Raw genomic sequence first — 26,341 nt, 5'->3', positions numbered from 1 at the left:
CCGCACCCGTCAGCGGACGTAGCGCGTGTACAGGTAGCCGGCCGTGTCGGTTAGCACGTGGCTGCGGCGCAGCCGGGTGTGCGCCTCGCCGGGGCCGGACGCGATCCGCCTGGCCTGCCCGCCGACCAGGATCGGGGCGATGGTCACGCACATCTCGTCGATCAGGTCGTCCTCGATCAACATGTTCAGCAGTGACGGGCCGCCTTCGGTCAGCACCCGCAGGAGCCCGCGTTCGGCGAAGATGCGCAGGACGGCGTGCGGGTCGACACGGTCGGGCGCGGCGCCCGAGGCGTCGATGACCTCGGCGAGGCCCGTGAACCGGTGGTACGTGTCGTCGATGCTGTCGCGGCTGGTGAGCAGCAGCGGCGGCACTTCGGTGCGGGTGAACAGCTTGGCGTCGTGCGGAATGTCGGCGCTGTGGGTGATCACCGCGATCGGCGGCACCTCGGCCTGGCCGCGCAGCTGGCGGGCCTGCCGCTGCGCCGCGGACATCTGCGCGCCGGAGTAGTTCTCGATGCGGACCGTGGCTGCACCGACCAGAATGACGTCGGCGTGCTGGCGCATGAGGCCGAACAGCGCCCGGTCACCGGGACCGGCCAGGCCACCGGAACTGCCGTCGTCGGTGGCCCCGCCGTCGAGGCTGGTGATCATGTTGGCCCGCACCCACGGCCGGTCCAGCTGATCGGGGTATGAGTAGAGCGGCGTCAGCAGCGATTCGTCGTTGGTGGCGGAGTCGGTCAGGAAGGCAGCGCCGACCGCACTGAGCTCTGTGAGCTGCGTCGCAGCGTCGGGATCGGACACGTGAATCATTCCAGCACGCCGCTAAGGTGCCTTCATGCCTGGGGCCAGCGAAGTCGCGCACCTGACCGATCGCCATCCGACCGTGACGCCGGAAAGACTGATCGCAGAGCTGGTTCCGCCACCCACCTTCGCCGACGTCAGCTACGACTCGTACCGGCCCGATCCGAATGAGCCGTCGCAGACCGCGGCGGTGGTTTCGGCGCGCAAATTCTGCGAGGACGCGACGCGTCAGCGCGCGGGCAAGAAGAAACTGTTCGGCAAGCGGGAGGCGCTGCCCGGCGTCGGGATGTACCTCGACGGCGGTTTCGGTGTCGGCAAGACCCACCTCCTGGCGTCGACGTACTACACGCTGGCCGGGGCCAACGCCGGCCCAGCCGCGTTCGCCACGTTCGGTGAGCTGACCCAGCTGGCCGGCGTCTTCGGCTTCACCGAGTGCATCGACCTGCTGTCCGAATATGTGGTGGTCTGCATCGACGAGTTCGAGCTCGACGATCCCGGCAACACCACGCTGATCTCCCGGCTGCTGTCGGCATTGGTGGAGCGCGGTGTGTCGATCGCCGCGACGTCGAACACGCTGCCCGAACAGCTCGGTGAGGGCCGCTTCGCCGCCCAGGATTTCCTGCGGGAAATCAACACGCTGTCAAGCATTTTCACCACGGTCCGGGTCGAGGGCCCCGATTACCGGCAGCGCGCCCTGCCGTCGGCTCCGGTGCCGCCGTCCGACGACGAGGTGCGGTCCTGGGCACTCGGCGTCGAAGACGCCACCCTCGACGAGTTCGACGCCTTGTGCGCGCACCTGGCGACCATGCACCCGTCGCGCTATCACGCGTTGATCGAAGGCGTGCAACGGGTTTTCATCACCGGCGTGCACATGGTGTACGACCAGGCCGTCGCGCTGCGGCTGGTGTCGCTGATCGACCGGCTCTACGACGCGGGCATCCCCGTGGTCGCGTCGGGGGAGAAGATGAACACCGTCTTCAGTGAAGAGATGCTGGCCGGTGGCTTCCGCAAGAAGTACCTGCGTGCCACGTCGCGCCTGCTCGCGCTGACCCACGAGGGCACCCAGCTCCACGCCTAGTGGCTACAGAGAGCGCACCAGGACGTAGTCGCTCTCGATCCGCCCGCCGAGCTGAAAGGTCTTGGTGCCGCTGATCTCGAACCCGTGCTTGCGGTAGAACCGTTGGGCGCGTTGGTTTTCCTGATTGACGCCGAGCCACACGCAGCGGGCGCCCAGGTCCCGGGCGAACCCGACCGACGCATCCATGAGCGTCGCGGCAACCTTGCCGCCGTGCACGTCGGGCAGCACGTAGCACTTGGACAGTTCGACGGCCGGCCGTGCCGGCACGGCGCGCTGCACCTCGGCGTCGTCGGCCACGCCACGAATGAGCATGGTGTAGCCCAGGATTCGGGCTTCGTCGTGGGCGACGAACACGGCGCGCTCGGGATCGCGCAGGTACGCGTCGAAGCGATCGGCGGACAGGTTGCCGGCGATGAAGGCGGCGATGTCGTCCGGCGCCGACGACGGCGGGCAGGCCAGCGGGAACGTGGCGGCAGCCACGTCAGCCAGTTCGGCGACATCCGCGGCCTGCGCAGGCCGCACCTGAACCGTCATCGGAATCTCCTTGCCGCAGACACAAAACTGCCCCTGTCCTAGGGGCCAGGGGCAGTTTATGTCGGATCGACGGCGGCTCAGGGGATCGGTGTGCCCGGCTGCCAGAGATTCCACTGCGCGAGGTGCGTGCCGGTGGCCGGGTTGAGCATGACCACGTTGCTGACCAGACCGCGGTAGACGTCCCAGTAGACGACGCCGTCGACGGTGGACCCGGCGGGCGCGCTCAGCAGCTTGAGCTCCAGCGCGTTGGGGTCGTCGGTGTGCTTGGACACATAGGCGTCGGCGAAGGGGGTGACGCCGGTGAAGGTGGCGCCGGACGCCATCCAGTAGGGGTTCGGCGTCGAGATGACGTGGACCGTGACGTCGGACTTCCACGGGCCACCCTGGTTACGCCACCGTGGGGTGCCGTTCCAGGTCCAGCCCGGCGGTTCGTCAGACGGGAGCACGTTGTGCACGGTCACATCGGCGACCAGGCCCTTGTAGTTCACCCGCAAGGTATCGCCGACGTTGCCGATGGTCGTCTCGGCCGCCGCCGACGGCGCCAGCGTGGCGGCCAGCAGGGTCAACGCACCGAGCAACCCCGCCAACCATCGGTAGGTCCTGTTGCCGTTCACGCCCGTGCTCATCGCGTCCTCTCCGTAATGACTGCCTCGCATGATGGCATACCGCCATCACGGCCTCGTCCGAATGGAGTAGATCTGGCCACTTCGTCGAGGTCAGTGGGTCGATTTGTCCCTGTCAGTGGACACTCACGCCGGCCCGGACTGTTCTCCGGCCGCGTGCCCGGCGGCGACGAAGTCGGCGAGCATCTTCTCGAGCTCGTTTTCGAGGTGGCCCTTGTCGACGCCGAGACGGTGCAGCGGTCCGTCGGCGTCCTCGGATTCGAGCAGCGCCAGCAGGATGTGTTCGGTCCCGATGTAGTTGTGCCCCAACCGAAGTGCTTCGCGGAAGGTAAGTTCCAGCACCTTCTTGGCAGCGCCGTCGAACGGGATCAGCGCCTTGGGTTCGGCGGTGCCGACGGCAACGGCTGCGGCCGTGCGGATCTGGTCGGCGGTGATGCCCTGGTTGGCCAGCAGGACCATGGCCAATGATCCCGGATCGGTGAGCAGTCCGAGCAGCAGATGGTCTGGGGTGATCTCGGTGCTGCGCGAGGTGTGCGCGGCTTGCTGGGCCTCGACGACGACGGTGCGGGCGCGCGGGGTGAACCGGCTGAATCCGTCCTTGGGATCCATGGTGTCGAGCCGGGGTTCCTTGGGTACGAAGCGCTTCTGCGCCGCCTGCTTGGTGACGCCCATGCTGCTGCCGATGTCGGTCCACGACGCGCCCGAGCGGCGGGCCTGGTCGACGAAATGGCCGATGAGGTGGTCGGCGATGTCGCCGAGGTGTTCGGCGGCCAGCATCGCATCGGTGAGCTGATCGAGCGGTTCGGTGTGCACCTTCTTGATCGCCACGATCAGGTCATCGAGGCGGATGGTGCCGGCAATCGGATTGGGAGTCGACGTATGCGCGGATTCGGACATGCGTCAACCATAGGTTGACGATAGGGAGTCGTCAACCGGTGGTTGACGAAAATTACGAGTGACGCAGGGTGTCCCAGTCGTGCTCGGTTTCCAGTTGCTCGATGGCCTTCGCGGTGCGCTCTTTCAGTACCAGGGTCACGGTCAAGGCGAGCAGGCCGCCCACCAGCAGGGCCACCCAGGAGAACCGGGCCAGCCACTTCTCGGCGGCCACGCCCAGGTAGTAGACGACGGCCGTGGTGCCGCACGCCCACACGATTCCGCCGGCCGCGTTGGCGGCCAGGAAGCGCGTGTAGTGCATCTTGAGAGCACCTGCCAGCGGCCCGGCGAAGATGCGCAGCAGCGCGACGAAGCGGCCGAAGAACACGGCCCAGACACCCCACCGGCTGAAGAGCCGGCGGGCGAGCGCCACGTGGCCCGGGCCGAAATGTTTGGGGAACCGGCGGCCGAGACGTTCGAACAGTGACATGCCGAAGCGTCGGCCGATGCTGTATCCGATCGAGTCGCCGATGATGGCGCCGGCGGCGGCCGCGAGCCCGACGCCCACCGGGTCGATGTCGAGAGTGTGCCGCGATGACATGACCGCGGCCGTGACGAGAATGATCTCGCCCGGCAACGGGATGCCCAGACTTTCGAGCCCGATCACGAGCCCGACCACGAGGTACACCGCCAGCGGTGGGATCGATTGCAGCAGCGCGTCGACGTCCATGCCGCTAAGGATGCACTACTAAGGCGTAGGTGTCGGCGCAGGCGGTGCCGGTGCGGGCGCTGGGGCGGGAGCACCGCCGCCTCCGCCGAGGGTGCCGAGAATGGCGATCGCGGCGCGGGCCTGCGGGGAGATGTTCGGACCCGGTCCAGGGGAGTCCGGGGCGGCGTCGGTGACGTGCCACGGCTGGCAGCCGCTGGTCTTGAACGCCTTGTCGGTGACATCGATGAGCACGACCTGCGGCTTGGCGGTCATGGCGCTGTCGATGACGTTGTTCTTGGCGTGCGGGTCTGCGTTGTTCATCCGGCGCCAGTAGCAGCGTTTGTCACCGACGGGTCCGGCGGTGGCGTAGGTGCCGGGCGCGATGTCCTTGCCGACGATGAACAGTCCGTCACCGTCGATGCTGGTCTTCGGGCCTGCGGCGTTTGGCGCGGCAGGGCCCGGAGGGGCCGGCGTGGGGTCGGCCACGGCGACGGCCGTCGATGCGCCCCAGCTCACCACGGCCAGTGCCGCGGCAACGGCGATCGACGTCTTTGAGCTCATGAGGTCAAAGTTTAGCTCTTCTAGCTATGTGCGTGGGGCGATGAGTGGCCAAGAAAACAGCGAAGGGCGTGGGCCGTTGTGGCCCACGCCCTTCGCTGTTTGCGCGAGCGATCAGTGCTGGGGTGCGAAAATGCCGCCGACGAGGCCGACGAGCTGGTTGGTGGCGTAGGTGCCGAGCACGCCGGTGTTGTGGTTGTAGTAGGTGCCCGCGGTGCCGGCGGCCTGGTTGTAGTAGGTGCCGGCCTGGCCGAGGGCCTGCTCGTTGTCGGTGCCGAACTGGCCGATGGCGTGGTTGAGCTGGGTGCCGAACTGGCCGATCTGCTGGATCGGGTTCGGCGGCGGGGTCGGGGCGGCCGAGGCGGCGCCGGCACCGGCGAGCGCGACGATCGCGGCGCCTCCGGCGAGCGCGATCGATCCTGCGATACGACGAGTGGTGATGTTAGCCATGATGAGGGTCCCTCCTGGAGCGAAAGTCGCTTACAGCAAACATTTGTAGTCCACGTTCGCGTCTCGCGCAACCATATGAGCGAACTTCTTGGAAATGTTCACTTTGCGATTTCAGATTTGCTGTGGACAAAGAAGACCGTCGTCGACGTGACGACGGGTGGGGCGGGTGTGGTGTCGGGGCTGGATCGTGGGCCGACCTGCAAGAACTCGCATGCAAGGCGTTGAACAGTACTGATGTCTGTCTCGTTGGACCTTTTGAGTGGGCTGCACGCCCACTGGGAACGAGGCTGAGAACATTACGTCAACCAAATTAGCTGCACGGCAGGTCAATTTCGCCGCGTAGCTATTGAATGAGGCGCATCGGTCTAGTTCATCGACGAATAGCAGTAAAGCGTTACACGCTGGGCAATCGCTATCCGAGCGTGTTCACTGTGCCCGCGCCTTCGTGGCCGCGCGGTGGTGTTGGGATGCCCTGGTGGTGGGGCTTTCAAACGGGTAAGCTATGACTGATTGACCAAAGGAGTCATAGCTATGGCGGTGGCGTTTACCCCGGACGAGAAGGACGGCATTGCACGTGTTCTGGTCGAGACGGCGGAGCAGTTGTTCGCCACCCAGGGCCTGAAGAAGACGTCGCTGGACGAGCTCGTGCAGGCGGCGGGGATCAGCAAGGGCAGCTTCTACGTGTTCTTCGACTCGAAGGAGTCGCTCTATCTCGAAGTGATGCTGCGGCGTGCGCCTCTGGTGGCCTCGGGGCTGAGCGAAGCGCTCAGCCGTCCGATCGACGAGGACAACCTGGTCGGCCTCATGCGTGCCATGACCGACGTGCTCGTCGACGATCCGTTCTATCGGCGGCTGCTGATGCGCGCCGACGAGCTGACGGCGGTCACCCGTCGCGTCGGGCCCGAACAGCTCGCCCGGGTCGTGCCGCAGGTCGTCAGCCCGGTGCTCGATTACCTCGCGGCCGGGCAGCGGGCCGGCGTCCTGGTCGACGACATCGCACCGACGGCCCTGCTGGGCGTCATGCGGTCTGTCGGACTGGTGGTGATGAGCCGTGACCGGTTCGGCGCCGAATACGACGACGTGCTCGATGCGACCATCCGGACTCTGGCAAGGGGGATGCTCCGATGAAGCTGCTGGACAAGTACGCCAGCGCCGCCGGCATGAGCGACGAGGCCTGGCGCCGTCACGCCAACCCGTGGAGCGTATGGACCCGATTCGCCGCCATCCCGCTGATGATGCTGGCCATCTGGAGCCGTATTTGGATCGGGTGGTGGGCGCTGGTGCCGGTCGGCGTCGTCATCCTGTGGCTGTGGTGGAATCCGCACGCATTCGCACCCGTCGACAAACCCGTTGCCTGGTCGTCCCGTGGCATCTACGGCGAGCGGCTGTGGCTGCAGGACCGCTCGCGTATGCCGGCGGGTTTTGCTGTGGTGCAAAGGATTTGGATAGTCGGAGCCCTGGTCGGCGCGGGGCTGCTGGTGTGGGGACTCGCCGCGCTGCTCATCTGGCCGACGGTGTTCGGCGCGGTGCTCGTCGTCTACGGACAGCTGTGGCGCATCGACCGGCTCGGCATCTTCTATGACGAGGCGACCGCCGGTCAGTGACCGGACTCTTATCTCGTTTTGGTCGCGCACGGGGGAGTGCTGCGCGAGAATAATTCGATGCGCGAGTTCAGCGAAGAGCGAGCGATCGGCCAAGTCGTGGCACGCCTGACGACTCGATATCCGTCACTCGATCCCGACCGGATCGCCGCCGCAGTTCGACACGCGCACGAGGGTTTCGCGTCGAGCGCGGTGCGGGATTTCGTGCCCCTCCTGGTGGAGCGACACGTCCGCGAGGAACTCGATCAAGGCCTGCGAGCCGCCGCGGTCTGAGCCGTATTCCTGCGGGCTCTGATCAGCCTTCGCAGGCGATGCCGTCGCCGTCGCGGTCTTGGGACGCCTTGTAGTCGGGATCTCCCTGAGGGATGTTGTACCGGCCGTCGGCATGAGCTGCCGAACAGTTCTTGTAACCGGACGCCTGGGCGGCGGGGGCTATGGCGACTCCGCCAGACGTGATCAGGGCAGCAACGATCAACGCACGCAACATTTCGACCTCGGAGAGTTAGCTCGGATCGGCAATATGCCGATATTGCAAGGTGGACGCTACTGCTGTCGCTACTGGTCTGTATGCGAATTGAGAAAAAAGCAGCGCATTGGTACGAATAAATTGTGGATTGCTGGATTCGGTAACCCGTCCACCTGTGCCGCCGCGAAACAAGAGAAAGGCCCGGTTCGAAAACCGGGCCTGTCGTGAAGCGCTGGTGCGCGATACTGGGATTGAACCAGTGACCTCTTCCGTGTCAGGGAAGCGCTCTCCCGCTGAGCTAATCGCGCCGGGTTGAAACTTGTGGAGGTGGAGACGGGAATCGAACCCGTGTGCACGGCTTTGCAGGCCGTTGCCTCACCACTCGGCCACTCCACCACTGGGGCTGATGCCTTCGCACCTTCGAGCGGATGACGGGATTCGAACCCGCGACCCTCACCTTGGCAAGGTGATGCGCTACCAACTGCGCTACATCCGCGTTTCGCTTCGGTTGAACTTTGTTCGTCCGTTGCGATGCAAGACATTAGTGCACGAATGCGAGCAGACACAAATCGCGTGAAAACCGCTGGTAAACAGGCCGGTTCGGGGAGCTGACCGAGTCATGGCCGGTGTTTCAGGCGTTGCGTCCTGTGACTCCTGAGGCGGTGCGGTGGCGGGTTCGGGTGACCCGGGTGGGTGCGGCCGGATGCCGCGGGGCGCGATTCCCGTTCGGGTCACGGGACGTGTTAGTGTCTGTCGTCGCACCGATTCGGTCGGTGAGATTCCCCGGTCTCGTAGCTCAGGGGGAGAGCGTCCGCCTCACACGCGGAAGGTCACTGGTTCGATCCCAGTCGGGACCACCACACAAACTCAGGTAGCCGCCGAGATTTGTATTCGTTGAATTGCCCTGAGCGCTGCGATGCTCAAAGGCATCCTGCGGGCCACCATTCGGGCCAAGTTTCTGTGATTCTCCGTGACGCGGTGGTGCGGCTAGACGATGCGAAGAGTGGCCGCGGCGCCGTCAAGGAGTGCGTTGAATGGCTTCCCGCCTTCATGCTCCAAGTAACCCTGCAGGTCGTGCTTCGGATAATCCGCATACACCGATCGATAGAGCCAGGTGCTGCCCATGTTTGTCGCCCTTTCGGCATCTAGAAAAAAATCTTCGTTGGTCCCGAGGGACGTGTCGCCCAGGGACTGTGCGCCGACGAATGGCTTCTGCAGAGCGGGGTCGCGTTCGTTGAAACCGATTCCGAGCGATGAGTTTTTTGGAAGCGCGGCTCGCACTTTGGGTAACGAGTGACCATTGCCTACAGCGGGCGCGAGGCATACAAGAGCTACTGACGGAGCCGATTGCAGCGTCGATGCTTCATATTCGCCGACCTCGATGTGGTCGTCATAGACCGGGTCGGAAATGCAGCTGAACGCCACGCCCGCGCCGCGGCTGTGCGTGATGAACAGGACTGGCAGGTCAAGGGGTCGCCTGTTCATGAGCGATCGAAGGCCGATCTGTCCGGCGATATTGGAGTACGTCATGGCGTCGAACCAGTACAACAACGGCGCGCGCCAGGTGAGCGGACCGCGGTGCATTCCGTCCCAAAACACCTCCAAATACACCGGTTTGAGTATTGGGTGATGCTGAAGCTGAGCCCTGATGCGAGAGTAATTCTCGGCCGCAGCAGGGAGAGCGTTGTTGTATCCGTGAATCAAGACGACCATGCAATTTGCCGGGACGCTCTTTGCTTTCGTCTTCAAAGATTCCGCGACTTGGGCAGTGGCGGCAGCAATTTGCGACGGGCCATACTCATAGCCGAGGCGATCAAGCTCGTGCCGGAGGGACCACGCGTAGTTGCTGCCTATGCGAGGTTGGCGTATGGCTGGAACATCTACTGATGTGGGATAGATGACTCCGTATTGGTCGAAAGCGACTCGTACCGTGTCGGGTGGCGCTGACGCCAAGTAAGTCGCGCAGGGAACGTTGTGGACGCCTGCCGTGAACGTGACAAGCCGGTAGAGCGCGCTGGTGAATCCTCTGAATCCTCGGTTTTGGATCACCTCGAGATCATCGAAGACTTGCTGGCGAGGGGTTGGCGAACTGCCCAAACTCGACGCGAAATTCACCCGTTCGGCCGACACGTGCTCTGGTGACGGACCGGCCGCAGCTGCTATCCGATGCTTGACCTGGGTTGCGAGCGGAGTTGCTTCACCCTTCCTCTGGAATGACGACTTCCCACTGCCCGAAGATCTGCAAATCCAGGCTCGCGGCCAGCTTGTTCGAGGCGGCATTGTCCAGCTGGCACCGGTACTGCGGCTCGTATCCTTCGGTGAGCGCGTAGCGAAACATACCGCGCACCAAGGTCTTTGCGTGCCCTCGGCCCCGCGCGGCGCTGGTGGTGAGCACGCCGAGATCGGCCAACGGATACTCGTCGTCCCACGGATACATGCTGCCGATGCTGACCAGGTGCTGGCGGTCGTCGAATGCGCCGAACACGGCCCAGTGATCAAGCTCGACGTATGCGCCGTCCCAATCTTCTTCGGAAACGGCCGCTTTGAACGCCGCAAACATGTCGGCGTCCCTTTCGGTGAGGCGGCGGACGTTGATGGATTCGGTGTCGCCGAGGATGTCGTCGGCCGTCGAATCTGAGAGATAAAACACACTATCGGCGCCGTTCAGTACGACGCCTTGGGCGGCCAGCGCGGCCCGGACGTCGGTCTCTGTCGGATTGCCGAGCGCGGCAATGTCTTTGGCCAGTGCATCGGCGACTGCGGGGCTGACGGCAATCGAGACGCGGTCATCGTCGGCAGTCCGCAAGATGGTTACGCGTTCGTTGTCGTCGAGATCGGGGTTGGCGGTGATCGTCAGATATTCGTTGTTGTGCAACGGCTTCCCGCTGAACGCCGCGGCCCAGTAGTCGGTGATGACCGGTGCGAAGTCGGGCACGGAAGTACTCCTGGGGCGCTGGAAGCATTGGGGTGGGCAGGTCGCATCTTCCTGCGGCCCCACTCGATCGGCAACGCATTTTCTCGAGCCGTACCACCCGGCTGCTACCTTAATGAACATAGTTTTCATTATCGTTAGCGGTGGGAGGGGATGCGTGATGGCAATGCCGGTGTGGATGGCGTCGCCGCCAGAGGTGCATTCGGCCTTGCTCAGTAGCGGTCCAGGCCCAGGTCCGTTGCTCGCCGCCGCTGCCGCATGGTCTTTGCTTGGCGCGACCTACGAGGCGGTTGCCGAGGAACTTCGAGCAGTCCTCGCCGCAACGAACGCCGGCTCGTGGCAGGGGCCGAGTGCGGAGATGTACGTGGCCGCACACGTCCCGTACTTGGCGTGGCTGACTCAGAGCGGCCTCGAAAGCAATGCCCGCGCGGTCCAACACGAGGCCATCGCCGGCGCATACAGCGCCGCGCTGGCCACGATGCCCACCCTTGTCGAATTGGCCGCCAACCATGCCACGCAGGCCGCGCTGGTGGCCACGAACTTCTTTGGTATCAACACAATTCCCATCGCGGTGACCGAGGCCGACTACGTCCGCATGTGGGTGCAAGCCGCCACCGCAATGGCGACCTACGAGGCCGTGTCGGACGGTGCGATGACGTCCACGCCGCACTCCACACCCGCGCCGTCGATCGTGGAGCACGACGACCACGACCACGACCACGACCATGATCACGATCACGATCACGATCACGGCCATGATCACGACCACGGCCACGGCGATCTGGACCCGACCCACTGGGAGTGGTGGCTGGACGTGGGCGCCGAGATGGGCGAGCATCTCGAACTCCTCTGGAACAACTTGCTGACCGATCCGGCTGCGCTGCTGACCAACCTGCCGCTGGTGTTGGCGGACGTGACGTTCCATGCCTCCCAATTGGCTTCGGTACTCGGTCAGTTCGCGCCGGCCCTGATCCAGCCGGCATTGGGGTTGGCGATCGCCAACCTGGGCTGGGTGGCCGGGTTCGCGGGGCTGGCCGGAATCCAGGTGTCCCCGGAGGCAGTTGGTGCGCAGCCGCCTCCTGCCTCGCAGGAACCGTCCACGCCTGTCGCCACGTCGGCCCCTGCGCCCAGTCCGTCGTCGACGTCCGCCTCGGCCACCGCTCCGGCAAGTGCCCCCGCGTCGACGGCGGCCGGCTCTGTGCCAGCACCCGCGCCCACCCCCACGTCGCCGCCGCCTATCGGCGACCCGGGTTTCCCGTACGCGGTCGGTGATGGTGCCGGCGTCGGCGCGACCACTTGGCTTCAGCGTCAGGCGCGCGCTGACGCCGGCGCGTCGGCGCGAGGGTCCGCGACCGCTCAGGCAGCCTCGAGCGCCGCGGCTGCGGCGCGGCAAGCACGCCGCCGCCGCGGTCGGAGCAAGCAAGAAGGCCGCGCTGTCGAATACATGGACCTGGACGTCACTCCCGAATGGGACTCGGGCCCAGATCCGGACGACGACGCGTCTGCCGCGCGGGCCTCGAACCACGGCGCGGGGCCGATGGGGTTCACCGGCGCCGTGTCCAGATCGGGTGCGACGCCCGCGGGATTGACGGCGTTGGCCCCTGACCAATTCAGCGACGGCGCGCGGGCGCCCATGCTTCCGGGCACCTGGAACCCCGACACCGAAAACTGACGATCAGACCGGCAGTCAGCCGCCGCACAGTCGTTCCGTATGGCCTGTGTCCCAACGGATTTCCATGCTGTCGCTGCGGCGAACCGCTAGACGGACTCATCCTTCTCGGCCTTGTCGGCCGCGGACAACGCATTCAACTGGTTCTGCAGCAGCTGCATCGAGGTCCGCGCGTAGATCATCTGGCTGGTGATCGCCATCTGGGCACGCCCGCGGCCCAGGAACGTGACGAACCAGGTGAACAGCGTCGTCACCCGGTTCTTGTAGCCGACCAGATAGACCAGGTGCAGCACCAGCCACGACAGCCAGGCGAGCACGCCGGCGAATTCGAGCTTCTTGTTGGTCAACGGAATCGGTACCTGCGCGACGGCATCGAACCGCGACACGGTCGCCATGCTGCCCTTGTCCCAGTACTTGAAGGGCTCACGGTTGGCGGGGTCGTCCTGGCCTGCCAGGTGCTGCTTGATGATGCCGGCGGCGTAGGCGGCGCCCTGGATTGCGCCCTGCGCCATGCCTGGCACGCCCTGGACGGCCATCAGATCGCCGACGACGAACACGTTCGGGTGTCCCTTGACGGTGAGGTCGGGTTCGACCATGACGCGGCCCGCACGGTCGGTCTGGGTGCCGTCGGACTGCTCGGCGATGAGCTTGCCCAGTGGGCTCGCCTGCACACCGGCCGACCAGACCTTGCATGCGCAGTCGATACGGCGCTCGGTGCCGTCCTTGTCCTTGACGGTGATGCCCTTGTAGTCGACGTCACTGACCATCGCGTTGAGTTGAATCTCGACGCCGAGCTTCTCCAGGCGTTTCTGCGCCTTGGCGCCGAGCTTGGCGCCCATCGGCGGCAGCACCGCAGGGGCGGCGTCCAGCAGGATCACCCGGCAGTCCTGCGGCTTGATGCTGCGGAACGCCCCGGCCAGGGTGCGTTCGGCCAGCTCGGCGATCTGCCCGGCCAGCTCGACGCCGGTAGGTCCGGCGCCGACGACGACGAAGGTGAGCCGGCGTTCACGCTCTGCCGGGTCGGTCACCACTTCGGCGGCCTCGAACGCACCCAGGATGCGGCCGCGCAGCTCGAGGGCGTCGTCGATGGTCTTCATGCCCGGTGCGAACGTCGCGAAATGGTCGTTGCCGAAGTAGGACTGCTGGGCGCCGGCGGCGACGATCAGGCTGTCGAACGGGGTGACGGTCTCCTGCGACATGAGCTTGGAGGTGACGGTCTGCGCCTCCAGGTCGATGTGTTCGACCTCGCCGAGGCGGACGGTGACGTTCTGCTGCTTGCGCAGCACCAATCGTGTCGTCGGCGCGATCTCGCCTTCCGACAGGATGCCGGTGGCGACTTGGTAAAGCAGCGGCTGGAAGAGATGGGTGGTCGTGCGCGAGATCAAGGTGATGTCGACGTCGGCGCGCTTGAGGGCCTTGGCGGCCTGTAGGCCACCGAATCCCGATCCGATGACGACGACGCGATGACGCTGGGACGCGAGGGTCATGTTGCTCCTTCGGGGCACAACCGTGAGGACCGAACGACAGGGCAAACATACTGGCAATCTCTCCGCCGCGGGTGACAACTGACGTCCAGACGTCAGCGCCCTGCTGCTGGTAGCTCGATTCCCATCTGCTGCAAGGCTTTTCGCATGGAGCTGTCACCGCGTTCCAGGTAGCCGCTCAGCTGATCGAGTGCCGCGTCCGCGGTGCCCGGCGTCATCATCATGCAAACGCGGGCGAACGAACGGAAGTTGTCGATGCTGTCCTGCAACGATGAATTGACGTCCTGGTCGGGGGTCGGCAGGTTCTTGCCGAGATCGTCCAAAGTCCGTTGCAGCTTCGTGCAGTCCCGCGACATGGCGACGAAGTCGTGCGCGGTCATCCCTTCGCCGACGGTGCCGAGCGTGCCACCCAGGCTGGACACCGCATTGGTGATGGGGCGCTGCCAGGTGAGCTCGGCCGGCGCGCCGGCCTGCCCCGACACGGTCTGCGTGCAGGCACTGAGCAGCGCACCTGCCACTGCCAGTGCCGCGACTCGACGCATAGAGCCAGCGTAGGCGACCTCGTGGTCGCGTGAGAGCCTGGCTGAATGAGGCGCACAGTGATCCGCGGCGCGTTGGCACTGGTCATCGCGGCGGCCGCGGCGTGCGGATCGCCTGACGGGGAGTCGCGTCAGACGCTGAAGGTGTGCAGCACCGGTGACTACCGCCCGTTCACCTACCGCGACGCCGACGGCCAGTGGAGCGGCATGGACATCGATCTGGTCCGGGATTTCGCCCGGAGTACCGGCGCCGATCTGGATTTGGTGCCGACCACCTGGCCGACGCTCATGGCCGACCTGGGCCAGAAATGCGACCTGGCGGTCGGTGGCATCACCGTCACCGCCGAGCGGGCTGCCAGGGCGCTGTTCTCGGACCCGTATCTGCGCGACGGCAAGGCCGCCGTCGTGCGGTGCACCGATGCCGCGAATTACCGTTCCCTGGCCGAAATCGACCGCGGGGGAGTTCGGGTGGTCGTCAATCCCGGTGGCACCAACGAACAATTCGACCGGGCCAACCTGCACCACGCGACCATCGTCGGCTACCCCGACAACAGCACCATTTTCGATCAGGTCATCGACGGCAAGGCCGACGTCATGATCACCGACGGCAGCGAAATCCGTTGGCAGGTCACGCAACATCCGCAACTGTGCGGGGTGTCGACCGACCGGCCATTCACGGACGCACAGAAGGCCTACCTGATGCCCAAGGATGCGACGGCGCTGCAGCGGCGAATCAACCAGTGGCTCAGCGCCATTCAAGGCAATGGCAGCTACGCAACCGTCAGCCGCACGTGGCTGGGCGCGGATATCGGGCCGAAGTGAAGGTCTAACGCAGCGCGCCGTTGATGACGGGCTTGTCGATGACGCCCATCTCCACACCCCATTTGGTGGCGATCTGCCGGTACTCACCGGTCTGCATCAGATGTTTCAGCGCCGCTTGCAGTGCGGAGGCGAGAGACGAGCCCTTGGGCACGGGCCACCCGTAGGGCTGCGCGTCGACGATCCCGCCGGCAGCCTCGAGCTTGCCTCCGCTGAGTTTGATCGCGTAGCCGGTGACGGGCGAGTCGGCGGCCATCGCGTCGACGGTGCCGGCCAGCAGGGCCGCGGTGACGCCGTCCTGGCCGGCGATGGGGACGATCTCGATCGGCGCGACCCCCGCCGCCACACACGCCGCGCTGCGGGCCGGCAGATGGTCGGTCTCCTCGACGGAGCCCAGGTGCACACCCACTCGAAGTCCACACGCCGCACTGGGGTCCACGCTCGATCCGGCCCGCCGCGCCCACAGCACACCGGCTTTGAAGTACGTTACGAAATCGGCTGACTTCTCCCGTTGTTTCGTGTCGGTCGTCGACGACGCCCCGACCGAGATGACGCCGTCACGGACCGAGGCCACGATCTTGGAGATGCCGATCTCCCGGAACTCCGGCTCCAGCCCCAGCACGCGACTCACCGCGGTTATCAGGTCGACGTCGAATCCGGTGAATTTGCCGTCCGGGCCTTTGAATTCGTTTGGCGCATAAGGAATGTTGACCCCGACCACCAGCCGTCCGGAATCCTTGAGATCGGCAGGCACCTTGGCGGCGATCGACGGGACCGAGCCCGACGGCCCGACCTCGTACTGCCGGGACCAGTAGAGCCAGGCTGTTCCGGCGCCGGCGGCCAACACGATGACCGCGCCGACGGCGATGACGACCCGCCGGGTACGGCGCTTCGGTTCGGCGGGCTGCACCGCATGGCGTCCCGATCCCGTTCGCGGGCCCGTCCGGCCCGTTCGGCCCGAGACACGGCCTTGGGCGCTCAGCGCGGCGCGGGCGTCCGCGGCGAGTTCACCGGCGTGCTGATAGCGCTTGCCGGGCTTCTTGGCCATTCCTTCGGAGATCACGTCGTCGAACGCGGCGAGGCGGCGATCGACGTCGGACGGCTTCGGCGCGGGAGCGCTGATGTGCCCGGCGATCTGGTGCTCGAGGCTGTCCGCCGGATACGGCCGCTTGCCGGTCAGGCATTCGTACAGCACGCAGGTCAACGCGTAGATGTCCGAGCGCGGGTCCGCCTGGCCGCCCTCGAACCGCTCGGGCGCCATGTAGGCCAGCGTGCCGAGAGTGCTTCCGGCCGTGGTCAATCCGTGTTCGCCGGCGGTGCGGGCGAGGCCGAAGTCGATCAGGTAGGCGAAGTCATGGTCGGTCACCAGGATGTTGGACGGCTTGATGTCGCGGTGGATCAGCCCCGTCGCGTGCGCCGCGTCCAGGGCCGCGGCGATCTGCTCGATGACCCCGACGGAGAACTCGGGGCTCGGACGGTGTTCGGTGTCGGCCAGGATCTCGGCCAGGGTGCGGCCTTCGATGAGCCGCATGTCCAGGTAGAGCTGATTGTCGATCTCGCCGAAACCGTGAATGGGGACGACGTGCGGCTCGTTCAGACCGGCAGCGGCCTGGGACTCGCGCTTGAACCGTTCCTGGAACACGGGGTCCTTGGCGAGGTGCGGCGGCAGTACCTTGAGCGCCACGGTGCGCTGGGTGTTGGTGTCGTAGGCGACGTACACCTCGCCCATGCCGCCGCGGCCTATCAGTTCGCGCAGCTCGTACTGCCCGAATCGTGTCGGCTCCACGCAGCACTCCTTGGCCGTGTCAGTGTCGTGTGAAAGCTACAACACGTGGTCAGCGGAGTCTGAGTGAATGACGCTCACGTGTCTGGCCGGTGTCGCCGAGTTCCAGGCCAGGGTCGGCAGTTCGCTCTTGCCGATCTGGGTGACCTGGGTGGCGCTGTCGAAGTAGATGCCCTCGTCGATGATCGGCCCTGGAGCGCTTCGCCGATAGGCGGCAGACCGTTGAACCGATCGAAATTCATTCCAATCCAATCCAATTCGATGGTCACCGCGTCGTCGGAAACGTGGAACCGGGTGTCGTCGTGGACATGATTTCGCTGAACTTCGAACACCAGAACCCTTGCTGTTCGAACAGGTGTTCGATAGAATGGGGTATGGGGATCACGGGAGAACTCACCACCAGCCTCAACATCATCCGAGGGGCGTATGTCCCCGACGAGATGGCCGGGGGTGACGCCCTGGCGGTGATGCGGCTGCTGGTGGCGTTGCGGAATGTGGTTGATTATCTGGCGGCCACGGTGGCGGGGGCGCTGGACCGGTGTGGGGTGGCGGCCGCGCAGGGGCGGACCCCGCGTGAGCTGCTGATTGGTCTTGGTTGTGCACCGTCGGTGGCGGAGCGGTTGGTGCGTGTTGGTGCTGCGTTGCCGTTGCTGCCGACCTTGGTGGCGCATGCTGCTGATGGGGCGATTTCTGGTGAGCATGTCGATGCGATCGTGAAGGGCATCAATCACATTCGGGCACGTTCACCTGGTCCGGTGGACGAGGCCAGTCGCTTCGCGCAGGTCACCGATTTGTTGGGGCAGTTCTTCTCGGGGGCGACTCCGGCTGCGATCGGTGACCGGGCTCGTCGTTTGGGGAATCGGGTGGCCGCCGCCGAGGGTGGCGTGCCGGCGGCGGAGGACCGGTCGATCAATACCGTGGACCATCGGGTGACCAGTGACGGCCGGTTGCAGATCCGCGCGGACCTGGATGCTGAAGTCGGTGCCAAATACGTGGCGGCGATGGAGGAGTTGTCGGCGCCGCGGCCCGAACCGGACGGCAGCCCGGATGTGCGGTCGGCGGGGCGGCGGCGTGCTGATGCGTTGGAGGCGGTGTTGGATATCGCCGCCCGGGGCGGGGACATGGCCAGCGCGCCGCGTACGCAACTGCTGCTGACGGTGCCCGCGGACACCCCGGACTTGGCGGAGTTGGAGTTCATGGGGCCGATCACCGCCTTGACCTTGGACCGGCTGACCTGCGACACCACGGTCACCACGGTGCTGGTGGACGGCGAACACGTGCCGCTGGACATGGGGCGGGAGAAACGCCTGTTCCCCGCTCACCTACGCAAGGCCCTGTATCTGCGTGATCAGTGCTGCATCAAATGCGGCGCACCGCCCGGGCGCACCCATGCGCATCACATCGTGCATTGGAGCCACCACGGCGAAACCAGCTTGGGCAATGGGTGCCTGCTGTGCCCGGCGTGCCACGCCAATGTCCATCACGACGGTTGGGACGTGGTCATGGGCATGGACAAGCATCCGTGGCTGATCCCACCGGCCGCCGTCGACCCGCACCGGCGAGCCATCCCCGCCAACAACCGCCGCACGATGCGACTGGATGTGGCCGCCTGACACCCGACCTGCTGTTTGACAACTGAACAGTGTTGGGGCCGAACGGCAAATCGCTCAGACGGCGCGCAGATAGCGCTGGGTGATCACCCGCTGTGCCACTCGTGCGGCAGGTGAGCCGAGGCGGCTCCACCAGGTGGCGGGCCGTGAGAACGCGCTGATCTCGGCATACACCTTGTCGGTCGTCGGGTCGTGGCGCACGCAGAACAGCTCCTCGCCGGACTCCGGATGGCCAGGCAATGTCCCGTACGCGAACCCGCGCCGGTCGGGTTCGTCGACGACGTACACCACGCGGCAGGGGACCCTCATCGGCCCGAGTCGGCCCAGCACGTCGGTTCCGGGAGCTGCGGTCACCGTCGTCGCGTCCACCCGCATGCCCACGCCCCGCTGCATGCCCCAGCGCAGCACCGCGTCGGCCGCCGCATCGAATCGTGCTCGGCCCGTGCCGATCTGGGCCGCCGCACGCACGTGGTGGTAGCCGTCGGGCAGCTCGCCGGCCGTCGCGCCGACGTCGGGGTAGGTGAACGCCAGCCCGGCCAGGTCGCTCAGTCTCATGGGGCCACCTTGCCACCGTGGTAAGAGAAGCAGGTGGATAAGCATGCCGGTGGTGGGTTCAACCCGCCCAAACCCACCACCCAGGGCGGCCCGGACTACGGCCGGTTCGTCGAATCGGTCCGCATGGTCAGCGACCATGCGCGTGGCGCCGACGCACCCGACGACGTCATCGGCCAGGCGGCGAACCTCATCGAGCAGGCCAACGCGCTCCTGGCGCCCTACCGCGCCGACGAATGGCACTCACCGTCAGGCCGTCGCCTCGACCTGCCCAACCGCGGCAACATCCTGAACGTGCCGTCGAACCTCAAGGTCACCGACGACGGCCGGATCGCCGGTCCCGTGCGGTTCCGGCGCTTCCACCTGGGCCGCAACGGGGCCGCGCACGGCGGGGCCATCGGGCTGCTGTTCGACTCGGTGCTGGGGCACGCCGCCTACCGGCTCACGGACAGCCCGTTCCAGCGCACCGCCTACCTGCACATCAACTACCGGCAGATCGTTCCGGTCGAGCGGGACCTGCAGGCGACGGCGACCCTGGAACGTGTCGAGGGCCGCAAGATCTTCATCACCGGCGCGCTGCTGGACGGCGACACCGTCCTCGCCGACGCCGAGGCCCTCTTCGTCAAGCTCAAGCCGGGTCAGCCCTGAGATGGCGCTGGGCCGCGAAGCGATGACCGGTGCCGATAGCATGGTCGCGATCGTCACCTAACCCGTAGGAGTGTCTCGATGACCGCCGTCGCCAGCCCCGCACCAGCAGCCCCGATCCGGGTCGCTGCCGGGACTACCGCCGGCGCCGCGGTCCGCGAGGCCGGGCTCCCGCAGCGCGGCGAGGTCGACGCCATCGTGGTGGTCAAGGACGCCGACGGCCGCCTGCGCGACCTGTCGTGGACCCCGGACGTCGACGTCGAGGTCATTCCGGTGGCCGCCAACACCGAGGACGGCCGCAGCGTCATCCGCCACTCGTGCGCCCACGTGCTGGCCCAGGCCGTCCAGGACCTGTTCCCGGACGCCAAGCTCGGCATCGGACCGCCGATCACCGACGGCTTCTACTACGACTTCGATGTCGCCGAGCCGTTCACGCCCGAGGATCTGGCCAAGCTCGAGAAGCGCATGCAGAAGATCGTCAAGGACGGTCAGCTGTTCGACCGGCGGGTGTACGAGTCCAAGGACCAGGCCCGCGAAGAGCTCTCCAAGGAGCCCTACAAGCTCGAACTGGTCGACGACAAGTCCGGCGACGCGGACATCATGGAGGTCGGCGGCGACGAGCTGACGGCCTACGACAACCTCAATCCGCGTACCCGCGAACGGGTTTGGGGCGACCTGTGCCGTGGCCCGCACATTCCCACCACCAAGTACATCCCGGCGTTCAAGCTCACCCGCAGCAGCGCCGCGTACTGGCGCGGCGACCAGAAGAACGCCAGCCTGCAGCGCGTCTACGGTACCGCCTGGGAGTCGCAGGAGGCGCTCGACAAGCACCTCGAACTGATCGAGGAGGCGCTGCGCCGCGACCACCGCAAGCTGGGCGTGGAGCTGGACCTGTTCAGCTTCCCCGACGAGCTGGGCTCGGGTCTGCCGGTGTTCCATCCCAAGGGCGGCATCATCCGGCGTGAGCTGGAGGACTACTCGCGGCGCAAGCACCAAGAGGCCGGCTACGAGTTCGTCAACACCCCGCACATCACCAAAGAGCAGCTGTACATCACCTCGGGACACCTGGAGTGGTACGCCGACGGCATGTACCCGCCGATGCACATCGACGCGGAGTTCAACGAGGACGGCACGCTGCGCAAGCCGGGGCAGAACTACTACCTCAAGCCCATGAACTGCCCCATGCACCACCTGATCTTCCGGTCGCGGGGGCGGTCGTACCGCGAGCTGCCGCTGCGGCTCTTCGAGTTCGGCAGCGTGTACCGCTACGAGAAGTCGGGCGTTGTCCACGGCCTGACCCGCGTGCGCGGCATGACGCAGGATGACGCGCACATCTACGCCACCCGTGAGCAGATGCGCGACGAGCTGACCACGCTGTTGCAGTTCGTGCTGGATCTCCTCAGCGACTACGGCCTCGACGACTACTACCTGGAGCTGTCCACCAAGGACCCGGACAAGTACGTCGGCTCCGACGAGCTCTGGGATGAGGCCACCGAGACCCTGCGCGAGGTGGCCGAGGCCTCCGGCCTGGACCTGGTGCCGGACCCGGGCGGCGCCGCGTTCTACGGCCCCAAGATCTCCGTCCAGGTCAAGGACGCGCTGGGCCGAAGCTGGCAGATGTCGACCATCCAGCTGGACTTCAACATGCCCGACCGGTTCGAGCTGGAGTACACCGCGGCCGACGGCAGCCGTCAGCGCCCGGTGCTGATCCACCGCGCCCTGTTCGGCTCCATCGAGCGGTTCTTCGGTGTGCTCACCGAGCACTATGCCGGTGCGTTCCCGGCCTGGCTGGCCCCCGTGCAGGTCGTCGGTATCCCGGTTGCCGACGCGCACCTGGACTACCTGTATGACGTTGCGGCGCAACTGAAGTCGCGCGGCGTGCGGGTCGAGGTCGACGGCAGCGACGACCGGATGGCCAAGAAGATCGTCAACCACACCAACCAGAAGGTGCCGTTCATGTTGCTCGCGGGCGACAAGGACATCGAATCCGGCGCGGTGTCGTTCCGCTTCGGTGACCGCACCCAGGTCAACGGCGTCCCGGTGGCCGAGGCCATCGAGATCCTCACGGGGTGGATCGGCCGCCGCGAAAATGCCATCCCGACAGCCGAATTGGTGAACGAAGCGCGGGGCGCGCAGGCGTGACCGAGGATCGGAGCATCGTGGACCGGGGGGTCGGTGACGTGGACCATCTGCAGCGGCTGTGGACGCCGCACCGGATGAGCTACATCGTCGACGCTCCGATGAAGGGCGGTGAGGGCACGTCGGCCGGCTCGAAGCAGCCGTTCATCGACATCCCCACCATGTCCGACGAGGAAGGCCTGATCGTCGCGCGCGGCGAGCAGGTCTACGCGGTGCTCAACCTGTACCCGTACAACCCGGGGCACCTCATGGTGGTGCCCTACCGGAAGGTGTCCGAGCTCGAAGACCTCACCGAGGCCGAGAGCAGCGAGCTGATGGCGTTCACCCAGAAGGCGATTCGGGTGATGAAGTCCATCTCCAACCCGCATGCCTTCAACGTCGGCCTCAACCTGGGCACGTCCGCCGGCGGCTCGCTCGCCGATCACCTGCACATGCACGTGGTGCCGCGCTGGGGCGGCGACGCCAACTTCATCACCGTCATCGGCGGCACCAAGGTGATCCCGCAGCTGCTGCGTGACACCCGCAAGTTGCTGGCCGACGAATGGGCCGCGCAGGACGGGAAAGCCACCCGGGGCGAGCGCAGCGACGGGAAAGCCACCCAGCCGTGAGCGACTTCTACCTGCTGACCCGCGCGGCCTACACCAAGCTGAGCCGCCCGCTGGCCCGGGGAGCGCTGCGCATCGGGCTGACGCCGGATGCCGTCACCGTCATCGGTACCACCGCATCGGTCGTCGGCGCGCTGACACTGTTCCCGACCGGACACCTCTGGTACGGCGCCGTGACGGTCTGGTTCTTCGTGCTGGCCGACATGCTCGATGGCGCCATGGCGCGCGAACGCGGCTACGGCACGCGCCTCGGCGCCGTGCTCGACGCGACGTGCGACCGCATCGGTGACGGCGCGGTGTTCTGCGGCCTGCTGTGGTGGATCGCGTTCGAGATGCACGACAAGCCGCTGGTCATCGCCACGTTGATCTGCCTGGTCACCTCGCAGGTCATCTCGTACATCAAGGCCCGCGCCGAGGCCAGCGGACTGAACGCCGACGGCGGCTTCATCGAACGCCCGGAGCGGCTGATCATCGTCCTGGTGGGCGCCGGGTTCTCGGACCTGCCGATCCATCCGCTGCCGCTGGCGCTGCCCATCGCGATGTGGGTGCTCGCCGTCGCCAGCGTCATCACGCTGGGGCAGCGCGTCGCCTCGGTGCGCCGCTCGCCGGGCGCCGATGCGCCACTCCCGTCGAGCTCGCCCACCAAGGAGCAGCCATGAGCGTTCCCACCGGCGGTGTTCCGTCCTTCGGGGGCTTCGACGTCCCGATGGGCGAGCAGATCAAGGACCTCGGCTACGCAGCCGGGTGGGGCCTGATCCGGACGATGCCGGAGTTCGCCGCCCGCAACATGTTCGACGCGGGTGCGCTGTACGCGGCGCGCGGCGGCGGTCCCGAGCAGCTGCGCAAGAATCTGGCCCGGGTGCTGGGCGTCCGGCCGGCCAAGGTGCCCGGCCGCATGATCCGTGCCTCGCTGGCGTCGTACGGCCGGTACTGGCGGGAGGCGTTCCGGCTGCCGTCGATGAACCAGCGCACCCTCGGTGAGAAGCTGCGGCACTGTCTGGTCGGGACCGAGCACATTGCCCGGGGGCTCGAAAACGGTAAGGGCGTCATCCTGGCGGTGCCGCACAGTGGCAACTGGGACATGGCCGGTGTCTCGGTGGTGCACCAGTACGGAAAGTTCACCACGGTTGCCGAACGGCTGAAACCCGAGTCGCTGTACAACCGTTTCGTCGAGTACCGCGAATCGCTGGGATTCGAGATTCTGCCGCTGACCGGGGGCGTGCGTCCGCCGTTCGAGGTGCTCACCGAACGGCTGCAGGAGGGCCGCGTCGTCTGCCTCATGGCCGATCGTGACCTGTCCCGAAATGGCGTGCAGGTCAACCTCTTCGGCGAGCCGACCCGGCTGCCGGCGGGTCCGGCCAAGCTCGCCGTGACGACGGGTGCGACGCTGCTGACGGTGCAGTGCTGGAACAAACCCAACGACTGGCAGTTCGACGTCTCGTCGCCGCTCGACACGTCCAGCGGCGATGTCGCTGCCATCACTCAGGACCTGGCCACGCGCTTTGAGGCAGGCATCGCCGCGCACCCCACCGACTGGCACATGCTGCAACCGCAGTGGTTGGCCGACTTGTCCGAGGAACGTCGGGCCCGGTTGGCCGGGAACGACTGATGCGCATCGGCATGGTGTGCCCGTACTCGTTCGACGTACCGGGTGGCGTTCAGGCACACGTGCTGCAGTTGGCCGAGGTGATGCGCGGCTACGGCCACGAGGTCAGCGTGCTGGCACCGTCGTCGGCGGAGACGCACGCCGACCTGCCCGACTACGTCGTCTCCGGTGGCAAGGCCGTGCCCATCCCGTACAACGGGTCCGTGGCGCGGCTGCGGTTCGGCCCCGCGACACGCCGGATGGTCAAGCGCTGGATCATCGACGGCGAGTTCGACGTGCTGCACCTGCACGAGCCCAACGCGCCGAGCCTGTCACTGCTGGCGCTGATGGTGGCCAGCGGACCGATCGTCGCGACGTTCCACACCTCGACCACGAAATCGTTGACGCTCAACGTCTTTCAGGGGATTCTGCGGCCCTGGAACGAGAAGATCATGGGCCGCATCGCGGTGTCCGATCTGGCGCGGCGCTGGCAGATGGAGGCCCTCGGCTCGGACGCCGTGGAGATTCCCAACGGCGTCGACGTGTCGGCGTTCGACCACGCCCCGCTGCTGCCCGGCTATCCGCGGCCCGGCCGCACCGTGCTGTTCCTCGGCCGGTTCGACGAGCCGCGCAAGGGCATGCAGGTGCTCGTCGGTGCGCTGCCCAAACTGGTGGCTGCCTGCCCGGACGTCGAGGTGCTGATCGTCGGCCGCGGCGACGAGGACGCGCTCAAGGAGACCGTCGGCGAGCACGCGGGGCACCTGAGGTTCCTCGGCCTGGTCGACGACGCCGAGAAGGCGTCGGCCATGCGTAGCGCCGATGTCTACTGCGCCCCGAACACCGGCGGCGAGAGTTTCGGCATCGTGCTGGTCGAGGCCATGGCCGCGGGCACCCCCGTGGTGGCCAGCGATCTGGATGCCTTCCGGCGCGTGCTCGATCAGGGCGAGGCGGGCCGACTGGTACCGGTCGACGACGCCGAGGCGCTCGGCGATGCGCTGGTCGAGATGTTGTCGAACGACGCGGCCCGCCGCCGATACGCCGAGGCAGCCACCCAGGCAGTGCGCCGCTACGACTGGTCGGTGGTCGCGCAGCAGATCATGCTGGTCTACGAGACGGTGGCCGGGTCGGGGACGAAGGTCCGGGTGGAGGCCTGATGAGCGCTTGCGCGAAGAAGAAATGACCGGCGTGCACTGGTTCCTTTGGATCGCGCTGGTCTGGCTGGCGCTGACGGTCCTGATCACCGTGGTGTGGGCGTATCAGACCGCGCACCGGCTGGACCGCCTGCACGTGCGCTACGACCTGTCGTGGCAGGCCCTGGACGGGGCGCTGGCGCGGCGGGCGGTGGTGGCGCGGGCTGTCGCCGTCGATGCGTACGGGTCCCGCCCGGCGGGACGCCGGCTGGCAGGGCTCGCGGCCGATGCAGAACTGGCACCCCGGGCGGCCCGCGAGGCCGCCGAGAACGAACTGTCGGCGGCCCTGGCGCAGGTCGATCCGGCGTCCATCCCGGTGTCGTTGGTCGCCGAGCTCGCCGACGCCGAGGCCCGCGTGCTGCTGGCCCGCCGCTTCCACAACGACGCCGTGCGCGACACCTTGGCGCTGCGCGAGCGAACCCTGGTGCGCTGGTTGCATCTGGGCGGAACCGCCGCCATGCCAACGTATTTCGAGATCGTCGAACGGGCCTCGCGGCACGAGGCCGGCGCGGGCCGACGTACGTCGGCCCGGGTGGTGCTGCTGGACCAGGATGGGCAGGTGCTCCTGTTCTGCGGCAGTGACCCGGCCGCCGACCCGCTGATGGCGCCGCGGTGGTGGTTCACCGTCGGGGGAGCGGTCGAACCAGACGAGTCGCTGTCCGACGCCGCCGCCCGTGAGATCGCCGAGGAGACCGGGCTGAAGGTCGACCCGGCCGAGCTGACCGGCCCGGTGTGGCGTCGCGAGGCGGTGTTCGAATTCAACGGATCTGTGATCCGCAGCGAGGAGTTCTTCTTCGTGTACCGCACCTCACGGTTCGAACCGGTGACCAGTGGCCACACCACGGTGGAACGGCAGTCGATCCACGCTCATCGCTGGTGCGACGCGGCGGTCATCGCTCGGCTGGCCGCAGATGGTGAGATTGTCTATCCATTGCAGCTCGGTGAATACCTTTCGCTCGCAGGCGAATTGGCGGACGGCAAGCGCGAATTGGGGGCGGCGGGCCCGGAGCCTCAGCCTATCCGCTGACCTGCGCGGATAACCGATTTGGACCGGCCACTAGACTTGCCGTGTACCAAATTCTTGAGGGAGATTGCA

The 26,341-nt window shown here is 66.5% G+C and carries 28 protein-coding genes and 4 tRNA genes; 15 read left to right on the top strand and 17 right to left on the bottom strand.

Annotated elements, in window-relative coordinates:
- Window positions 1-9 precede the first annotated feature (9 nt).
- Complete coding sequence (locus A7G45_RS18640) at window positions 10-810, bottom strand: pyrimidine reductase family protein (RefSeq protein ID WP_133761873.1); 801 nt, start codon at window positions 808-810, stop codon at window positions 10-12.
- Window positions 811-835: 25 nt separating this feature from the next.
- On the opposite strand from A7G45_RS18640, the gene zapE reads away from it, so the two are divergent.
- The gene (zapE, locus tag A7G45_RS18635; RefSeq protein ID WP_043399266.1) at window positions 836-1,879 is read left to right on the top strand and encodes a cell division protein ZapE; all 1,044 of its coding nucleotides are present in this window, start codon (window positions 836-838) and stop codon (window positions 1,877-1,879) included.
- 3 nt (window positions 1,880-1,882) lie between these two features.
- Here the strand turns inward: zapE and A7G45_RS18630 are convergent, their stop codons facing one another.
- The 6 genes from A7G45_RS18630 to A7G45_RS18605 form a co-directional block, all read right to left on the bottom strand.
- Window positions 1,883-2,413 (bottom strand): GNAT family N-acetyltransferase, encoded by a 531-nt coding sequence (locus tag A7G45_RS18630; protein WP_260939292.1) that lies wholly within the window; start codon window positions 2,411-2,413, stop codon window positions 1,883-1,885.
- Window positions 2,414-2,490: 77 nt separating this feature from the next.
- On the bottom strand, window positions 2,491-3,039 hold the full coding sequence (locus A7G45_RS18625; protein WP_133761876.1) for a hypothetical protein: 549 nt from the start codon (window positions 3,037-3,039) through the stop codon (window positions 2,491-2,493).
- A 123-nt stretch (window positions 3,040-3,162) separates the two neighbouring features.
- Window positions 3,163-3,933 (bottom strand): Clp protease N-terminal domain-containing protein, encoded by a 771-nt coding sequence (locus tag A7G45_RS18620; RefSeq protein ID WP_260939290.1) that lies wholly within the window; start codon window positions 3,931-3,933, stop codon window positions 3,163-3,165.
- 52 nt (window positions 3,934-3,985) lie between these two features.
- On the bottom strand, window positions 3,986-4,639 hold the full coding sequence (locus tag A7G45_RS18615) for a DedA family protein (protein ID WP_260939287.1): 654 nt from the start codon (window positions 4,637-4,639) through the stop codon (window positions 3,986-3,988).
- Between the two features lie 18 nt (window positions 4,640-4,657).
- Window positions 4,658-5,179 (bottom strand): Rv1352/Rv1906c domain-containing protein, encoded by a 522-nt coding sequence (locus tag A7G45_RS18610; protein WP_260939284.1) that lies wholly within the window; start codon window positions 5,177-5,179, stop codon window positions 4,658-4,660.
- Between the two features lie 111 nt (window positions 5,180-5,290).
- Window positions 5,291-5,626, bottom strand: a complete 336-nt coding sequence (locus tag A7G45_RS18605; protein ID WP_260939281.1) for a hypothetical protein — start codon at window positions 5,624-5,626, stop codon at window positions 5,291-5,293.
- Between the two features lie 531 nt (window positions 5,627-6,157).
- Between A7G45_RS18605 and A7G45_RS18600 the strand changes: the two genes are divergently transcribed.
- Genes A7G45_RS18600 through A7G45_RS18590 form a run of 3 tightly spaced genes read left to right on the top strand, consistent with a single transcriptional unit; the run spans window position 6,158 to window position 7,500 of the window.
- The gene (locus tag A7G45_RS18600) at window positions 6,158-6,754 is read left to right on the top strand and encodes a TetR/AcrR family transcriptional regulator (protein ID WP_260939280.1); all 597 of its coding nucleotides are present in this window, start codon (window positions 6,158-6,160) and stop codon (window positions 6,752-6,754) included.
- On the top strand, window positions 6,751-7,230 hold the full coding sequence (locus tag A7G45_RS18595; protein WP_260939278.1) for a DUF6653 family protein: 480 nt from the start codon (window positions 6,751-6,753) through the stop codon (window positions 7,228-7,230). Before A7G45_RS18600 ends, A7G45_RS18595 begins: the two co-directional genes overlap by 4 nt.
- 57 nt (window positions 7,231-7,287) lie before the next feature.
- Entirely contained in the window at window positions 7,288-7,500 is a 213-nt protein-coding gene (locus A7G45_RS18590; RefSeq protein ID WP_260939276.1) for a three-helix bundle dimerization domain-containing protein, read from the top strand.
- A gap of 22 nt (window positions 7,501-7,522) precedes the next feature.
- On the opposite strand, the gene A7G45_RS18585 is transcribed toward A7G45_RS18590, so the two are convergent.
- The 4 genes from A7G45_RS18585 to A7G45_RS18570 form a co-directional block, all read right to left on the bottom strand.
- Window positions 7,523-7,714: an excalibur calcium-binding domain-containing protein gene (locus A7G45_RS18585; protein ID WP_043986251.1), complete on the bottom strand. Its 192-nt coding sequence runs from the start codon at window positions 7,712-7,714 to the stop codon at window positions 7,523-7,525.
- A 212-nt stretch (window positions 7,715-7,926) separates the two neighbouring features.
- Window positions 7,927-8,001 (bottom strand) — tRNA-Val (locus tag A7G45_RS18580).
- A gap of 14 nt (window positions 8,002-8,015) precedes the next feature.
- A tRNA-Cys gene (locus tag A7G45_RS18575) sits at window positions 8,016-8,089 on the bottom strand.
- Window positions 8,090-8,116: 27 nt separating this feature from the next.
- Window positions 8,117-8,189, bottom strand: a tRNA-Gly gene (locus A7G45_RS18570).
- A gap of 289 nt (window positions 8,190-8,478) precedes the next feature.
- On the opposite strand from A7G45_RS18570, the gene A7G45_RS18565 reads away from it, so the two are divergent.
- Window positions 8,479-8,553, top strand: a tRNA-Val gene (locus tag A7G45_RS18565).
- A gap of 127 nt (window positions 8,554-8,680) precedes the next feature.
- Here the strand turns inward: A7G45_RS18565 and A7G45_RS18560 are convergent.
- Complete coding sequence (locus tag A7G45_RS18560) at window positions 8,681-9,823, bottom strand: hypothetical protein (protein ID WP_260939274.1); 1,143 nt, start codon at window positions 9,821-9,823, stop codon at window positions 8,681-8,683.
- Between the two features lie 67 nt (window positions 9,824-9,890).
- Window positions 9,891-10,628, bottom strand: coding sequence for a GNAT family N-acetyltransferase (locus A7G45_RS18555; protein ID WP_260939272.1), 738 nt, complete (start codon window positions 10,626-10,628; stop codon window positions 9,891-9,893).
- 154 nt (window positions 10,629-10,782) lie between these two features.
- Here A7G45_RS18555 and A7G45_RS18550 point away from each other — a divergent pair, with 154 nt between their 5' ends.
- Window positions 10,783-12,297 (top strand): PPE family protein, encoded by a 1,515-nt coding sequence (locus tag A7G45_RS18550; protein ID WP_260939269.1) that lies wholly within the window; start codon window positions 10,783-10,785, stop codon window positions 12,295-12,297.
- 86 nt (window positions 12,298-12,383) lie between these two features.
- Here A7G45_RS18550 and A7G45_RS18545 read toward each other — a convergent pair whose 3' ends face one another.
- The gene (locus tag A7G45_RS18545) at window positions 12,384-13,781 is read right to left on the bottom strand and encodes a type II NADH:quinone oxidoreductase NdhA (protein WP_260939266.1); all 1,398 of its coding nucleotides are present in this window, start codon (window positions 13,779-13,781) and stop codon (window positions 12,384-12,386) included.
- 92 nt (window positions 13,782-13,873) lie between these two features.
- On the bottom strand, window positions 13,874-14,320 hold the full coding sequence (locus A7G45_RS18540; protein WP_260939265.1) for a hypothetical protein: 447 nt from the start codon (window positions 14,318-14,320) through the stop codon (window positions 13,874-13,876).
- 45 nt (window positions 14,321-14,365) lie between these two features.
- On the opposite strand from A7G45_RS18540, the gene A7G45_RS18535 reads away from it, so the two are divergent.
- Complete coding sequence (locus A7G45_RS18535; RefSeq protein WP_260939264.1) at window positions 14,366-15,139, top strand: transporter substrate-binding domain-containing protein; 774 nt, start codon at window positions 14,366-14,368, stop codon at window positions 15,137-15,139.
- A gap of 4 nt (window positions 15,140-15,143) precedes the next feature.
- Here the strand turns inward: A7G45_RS18535 and stpK7 are convergent, their stop codons facing one another.
- A complete protein-coding gene (stpK7, locus tag A7G45_RS18530) occupies window positions 15,144-16,922 on the bottom strand; it encodes a serine/threonine protein kinase StpK7 (RefSeq protein WP_260939263.1) in 1,779 nt (592 codons plus the stop codon).
- Between the two features lie 371 nt (window positions 16,923-17,293).
- Between stpK7 and A7G45_RS18525 the strand changes: the two genes are divergently transcribed.
- The gene (locus A7G45_RS18525) at window positions 17,294-18,532 is read left to right on the top strand and encodes an HNH endonuclease (RefSeq protein ID WP_260939262.1); all 1,239 of its coding nucleotides are present in this window, start codon (window positions 17,294-17,296) and stop codon (window positions 18,530-18,532) included.
- Between the two features lie 54 nt (window positions 18,533-18,586).
- On the opposite strand, the gene A7G45_RS18520 is transcribed toward A7G45_RS18525, so the two are convergent.
- Window positions 18,587-19,084 carry a DUF1990 domain-containing protein gene (locus tag A7G45_RS18520; protein WP_260939261.1) on the bottom strand — a complete coding sequence of 166 codons (498 nt, stop codon included), beginning with the start codon at window positions 19,082-19,084 and terminating at the stop codon, window positions 18,587-18,589.
- A gap of 33 nt (window positions 19,085-19,117) precedes the next feature.
- Between A7G45_RS18520 and A7G45_RS18515 the strand changes: the two genes are divergently transcribed.
- The 7 genes from A7G45_RS18515 (at window position 19,118) to A7G45_RS18485 (ending at window position 26,272) form a co-directional block, all read left to right on the top strand.
- On the top strand, window positions 19,118-19,729 hold the full coding sequence (locus A7G45_RS18515; RefSeq protein ID WP_260939260.1) for a PaaI family thioesterase: 612 nt from the start codon (window positions 19,118-19,120) through the stop codon (window positions 19,727-19,729).
- 78 nt (window positions 19,730-19,807) lie between these two features.
- Window positions 19,808-21,868: a threonine--tRNA ligase gene (gene thrS / locus A7G45_RS18510; RefSeq protein WP_260939259.1), complete on the top strand. Its 2,061-nt coding sequence runs from the start codon at window positions 19,808-19,810 to the stop codon at window positions 21,866-21,868.
- Window positions 21,865-22,473 carry an ATP adenylyltransferase gene (locus tag A7G45_RS18505; RefSeq protein WP_043986261.1) on the top strand — a complete coding sequence of 203 codons (609 nt, stop codon included), beginning with the start codon at window positions 21,865-21,867 and terminating at the stop codon, window positions 22,471-22,473. The genes thrS and A7G45_RS18505 overlap by 4 nt, the downstream gene beginning before the upstream one ends.
- Window positions 22,470-23,129, top strand: a complete 660-nt coding sequence (gene pgsA / locus A7G45_RS18500; RefSeq protein ID WP_260939257.1) for a phosphatidylinositol phosphate synthase — start codon at window positions 22,470-22,472, stop codon at window positions 23,127-23,129. Before A7G45_RS18505 ends, pgsA begins: the two co-directional genes overlap by 4 nt.
- Complete coding sequence (locus A7G45_RS18495) at window positions 23,126-24,079, top strand: phosphatidylinositol mannoside acyltransferase (protein WP_260939255.1); 954 nt, start codon at window positions 23,126-23,128, stop codon at window positions 24,077-24,079. The genes pgsA and A7G45_RS18495 overlap by 4 nt, the downstream gene beginning before the upstream one ends.
- A complete protein-coding gene (locus A7G45_RS18490) occupies window positions 24,079-25,209 on the top strand; it encodes a glycosyltransferase family 4 protein (protein ID WP_260939254.1) in 1,131 nt (376 codons plus the stop codon). Before A7G45_RS18495 ends, A7G45_RS18490 begins: the two co-directional genes overlap by 1 nt.
- 22 nt (window positions 25,210-25,231) lie before the next feature.
- Window positions 25,232-26,272, top strand: a complete 1,041-nt coding sequence (locus A7G45_RS18485) for an NUDIX hydrolase (protein WP_260939252.1) — start codon at window positions 25,232-25,234, stop codon at window positions 26,270-26,272.
- The last annotated feature ends 69 nt before the right edge of the window (window positions 26,273-26,341 follow it).

Origin of the sequence: Mycolicibacterium llatzerense (assembly GCF_025331195.1) — a bacterium.
GTDB classification, from domain to species: domain Bacteria; phylum Actinomycetota; class Actinomycetes; order Mycobacteriales; family Mycobacteriaceae; genus Mycobacterium; species Mycobacterium llatzerense.
The sequence above is the reverse complement of the archived record's forward strand: the minus strand, read 5'-3'. Positions and strand labels throughout refer to the sequence as shown.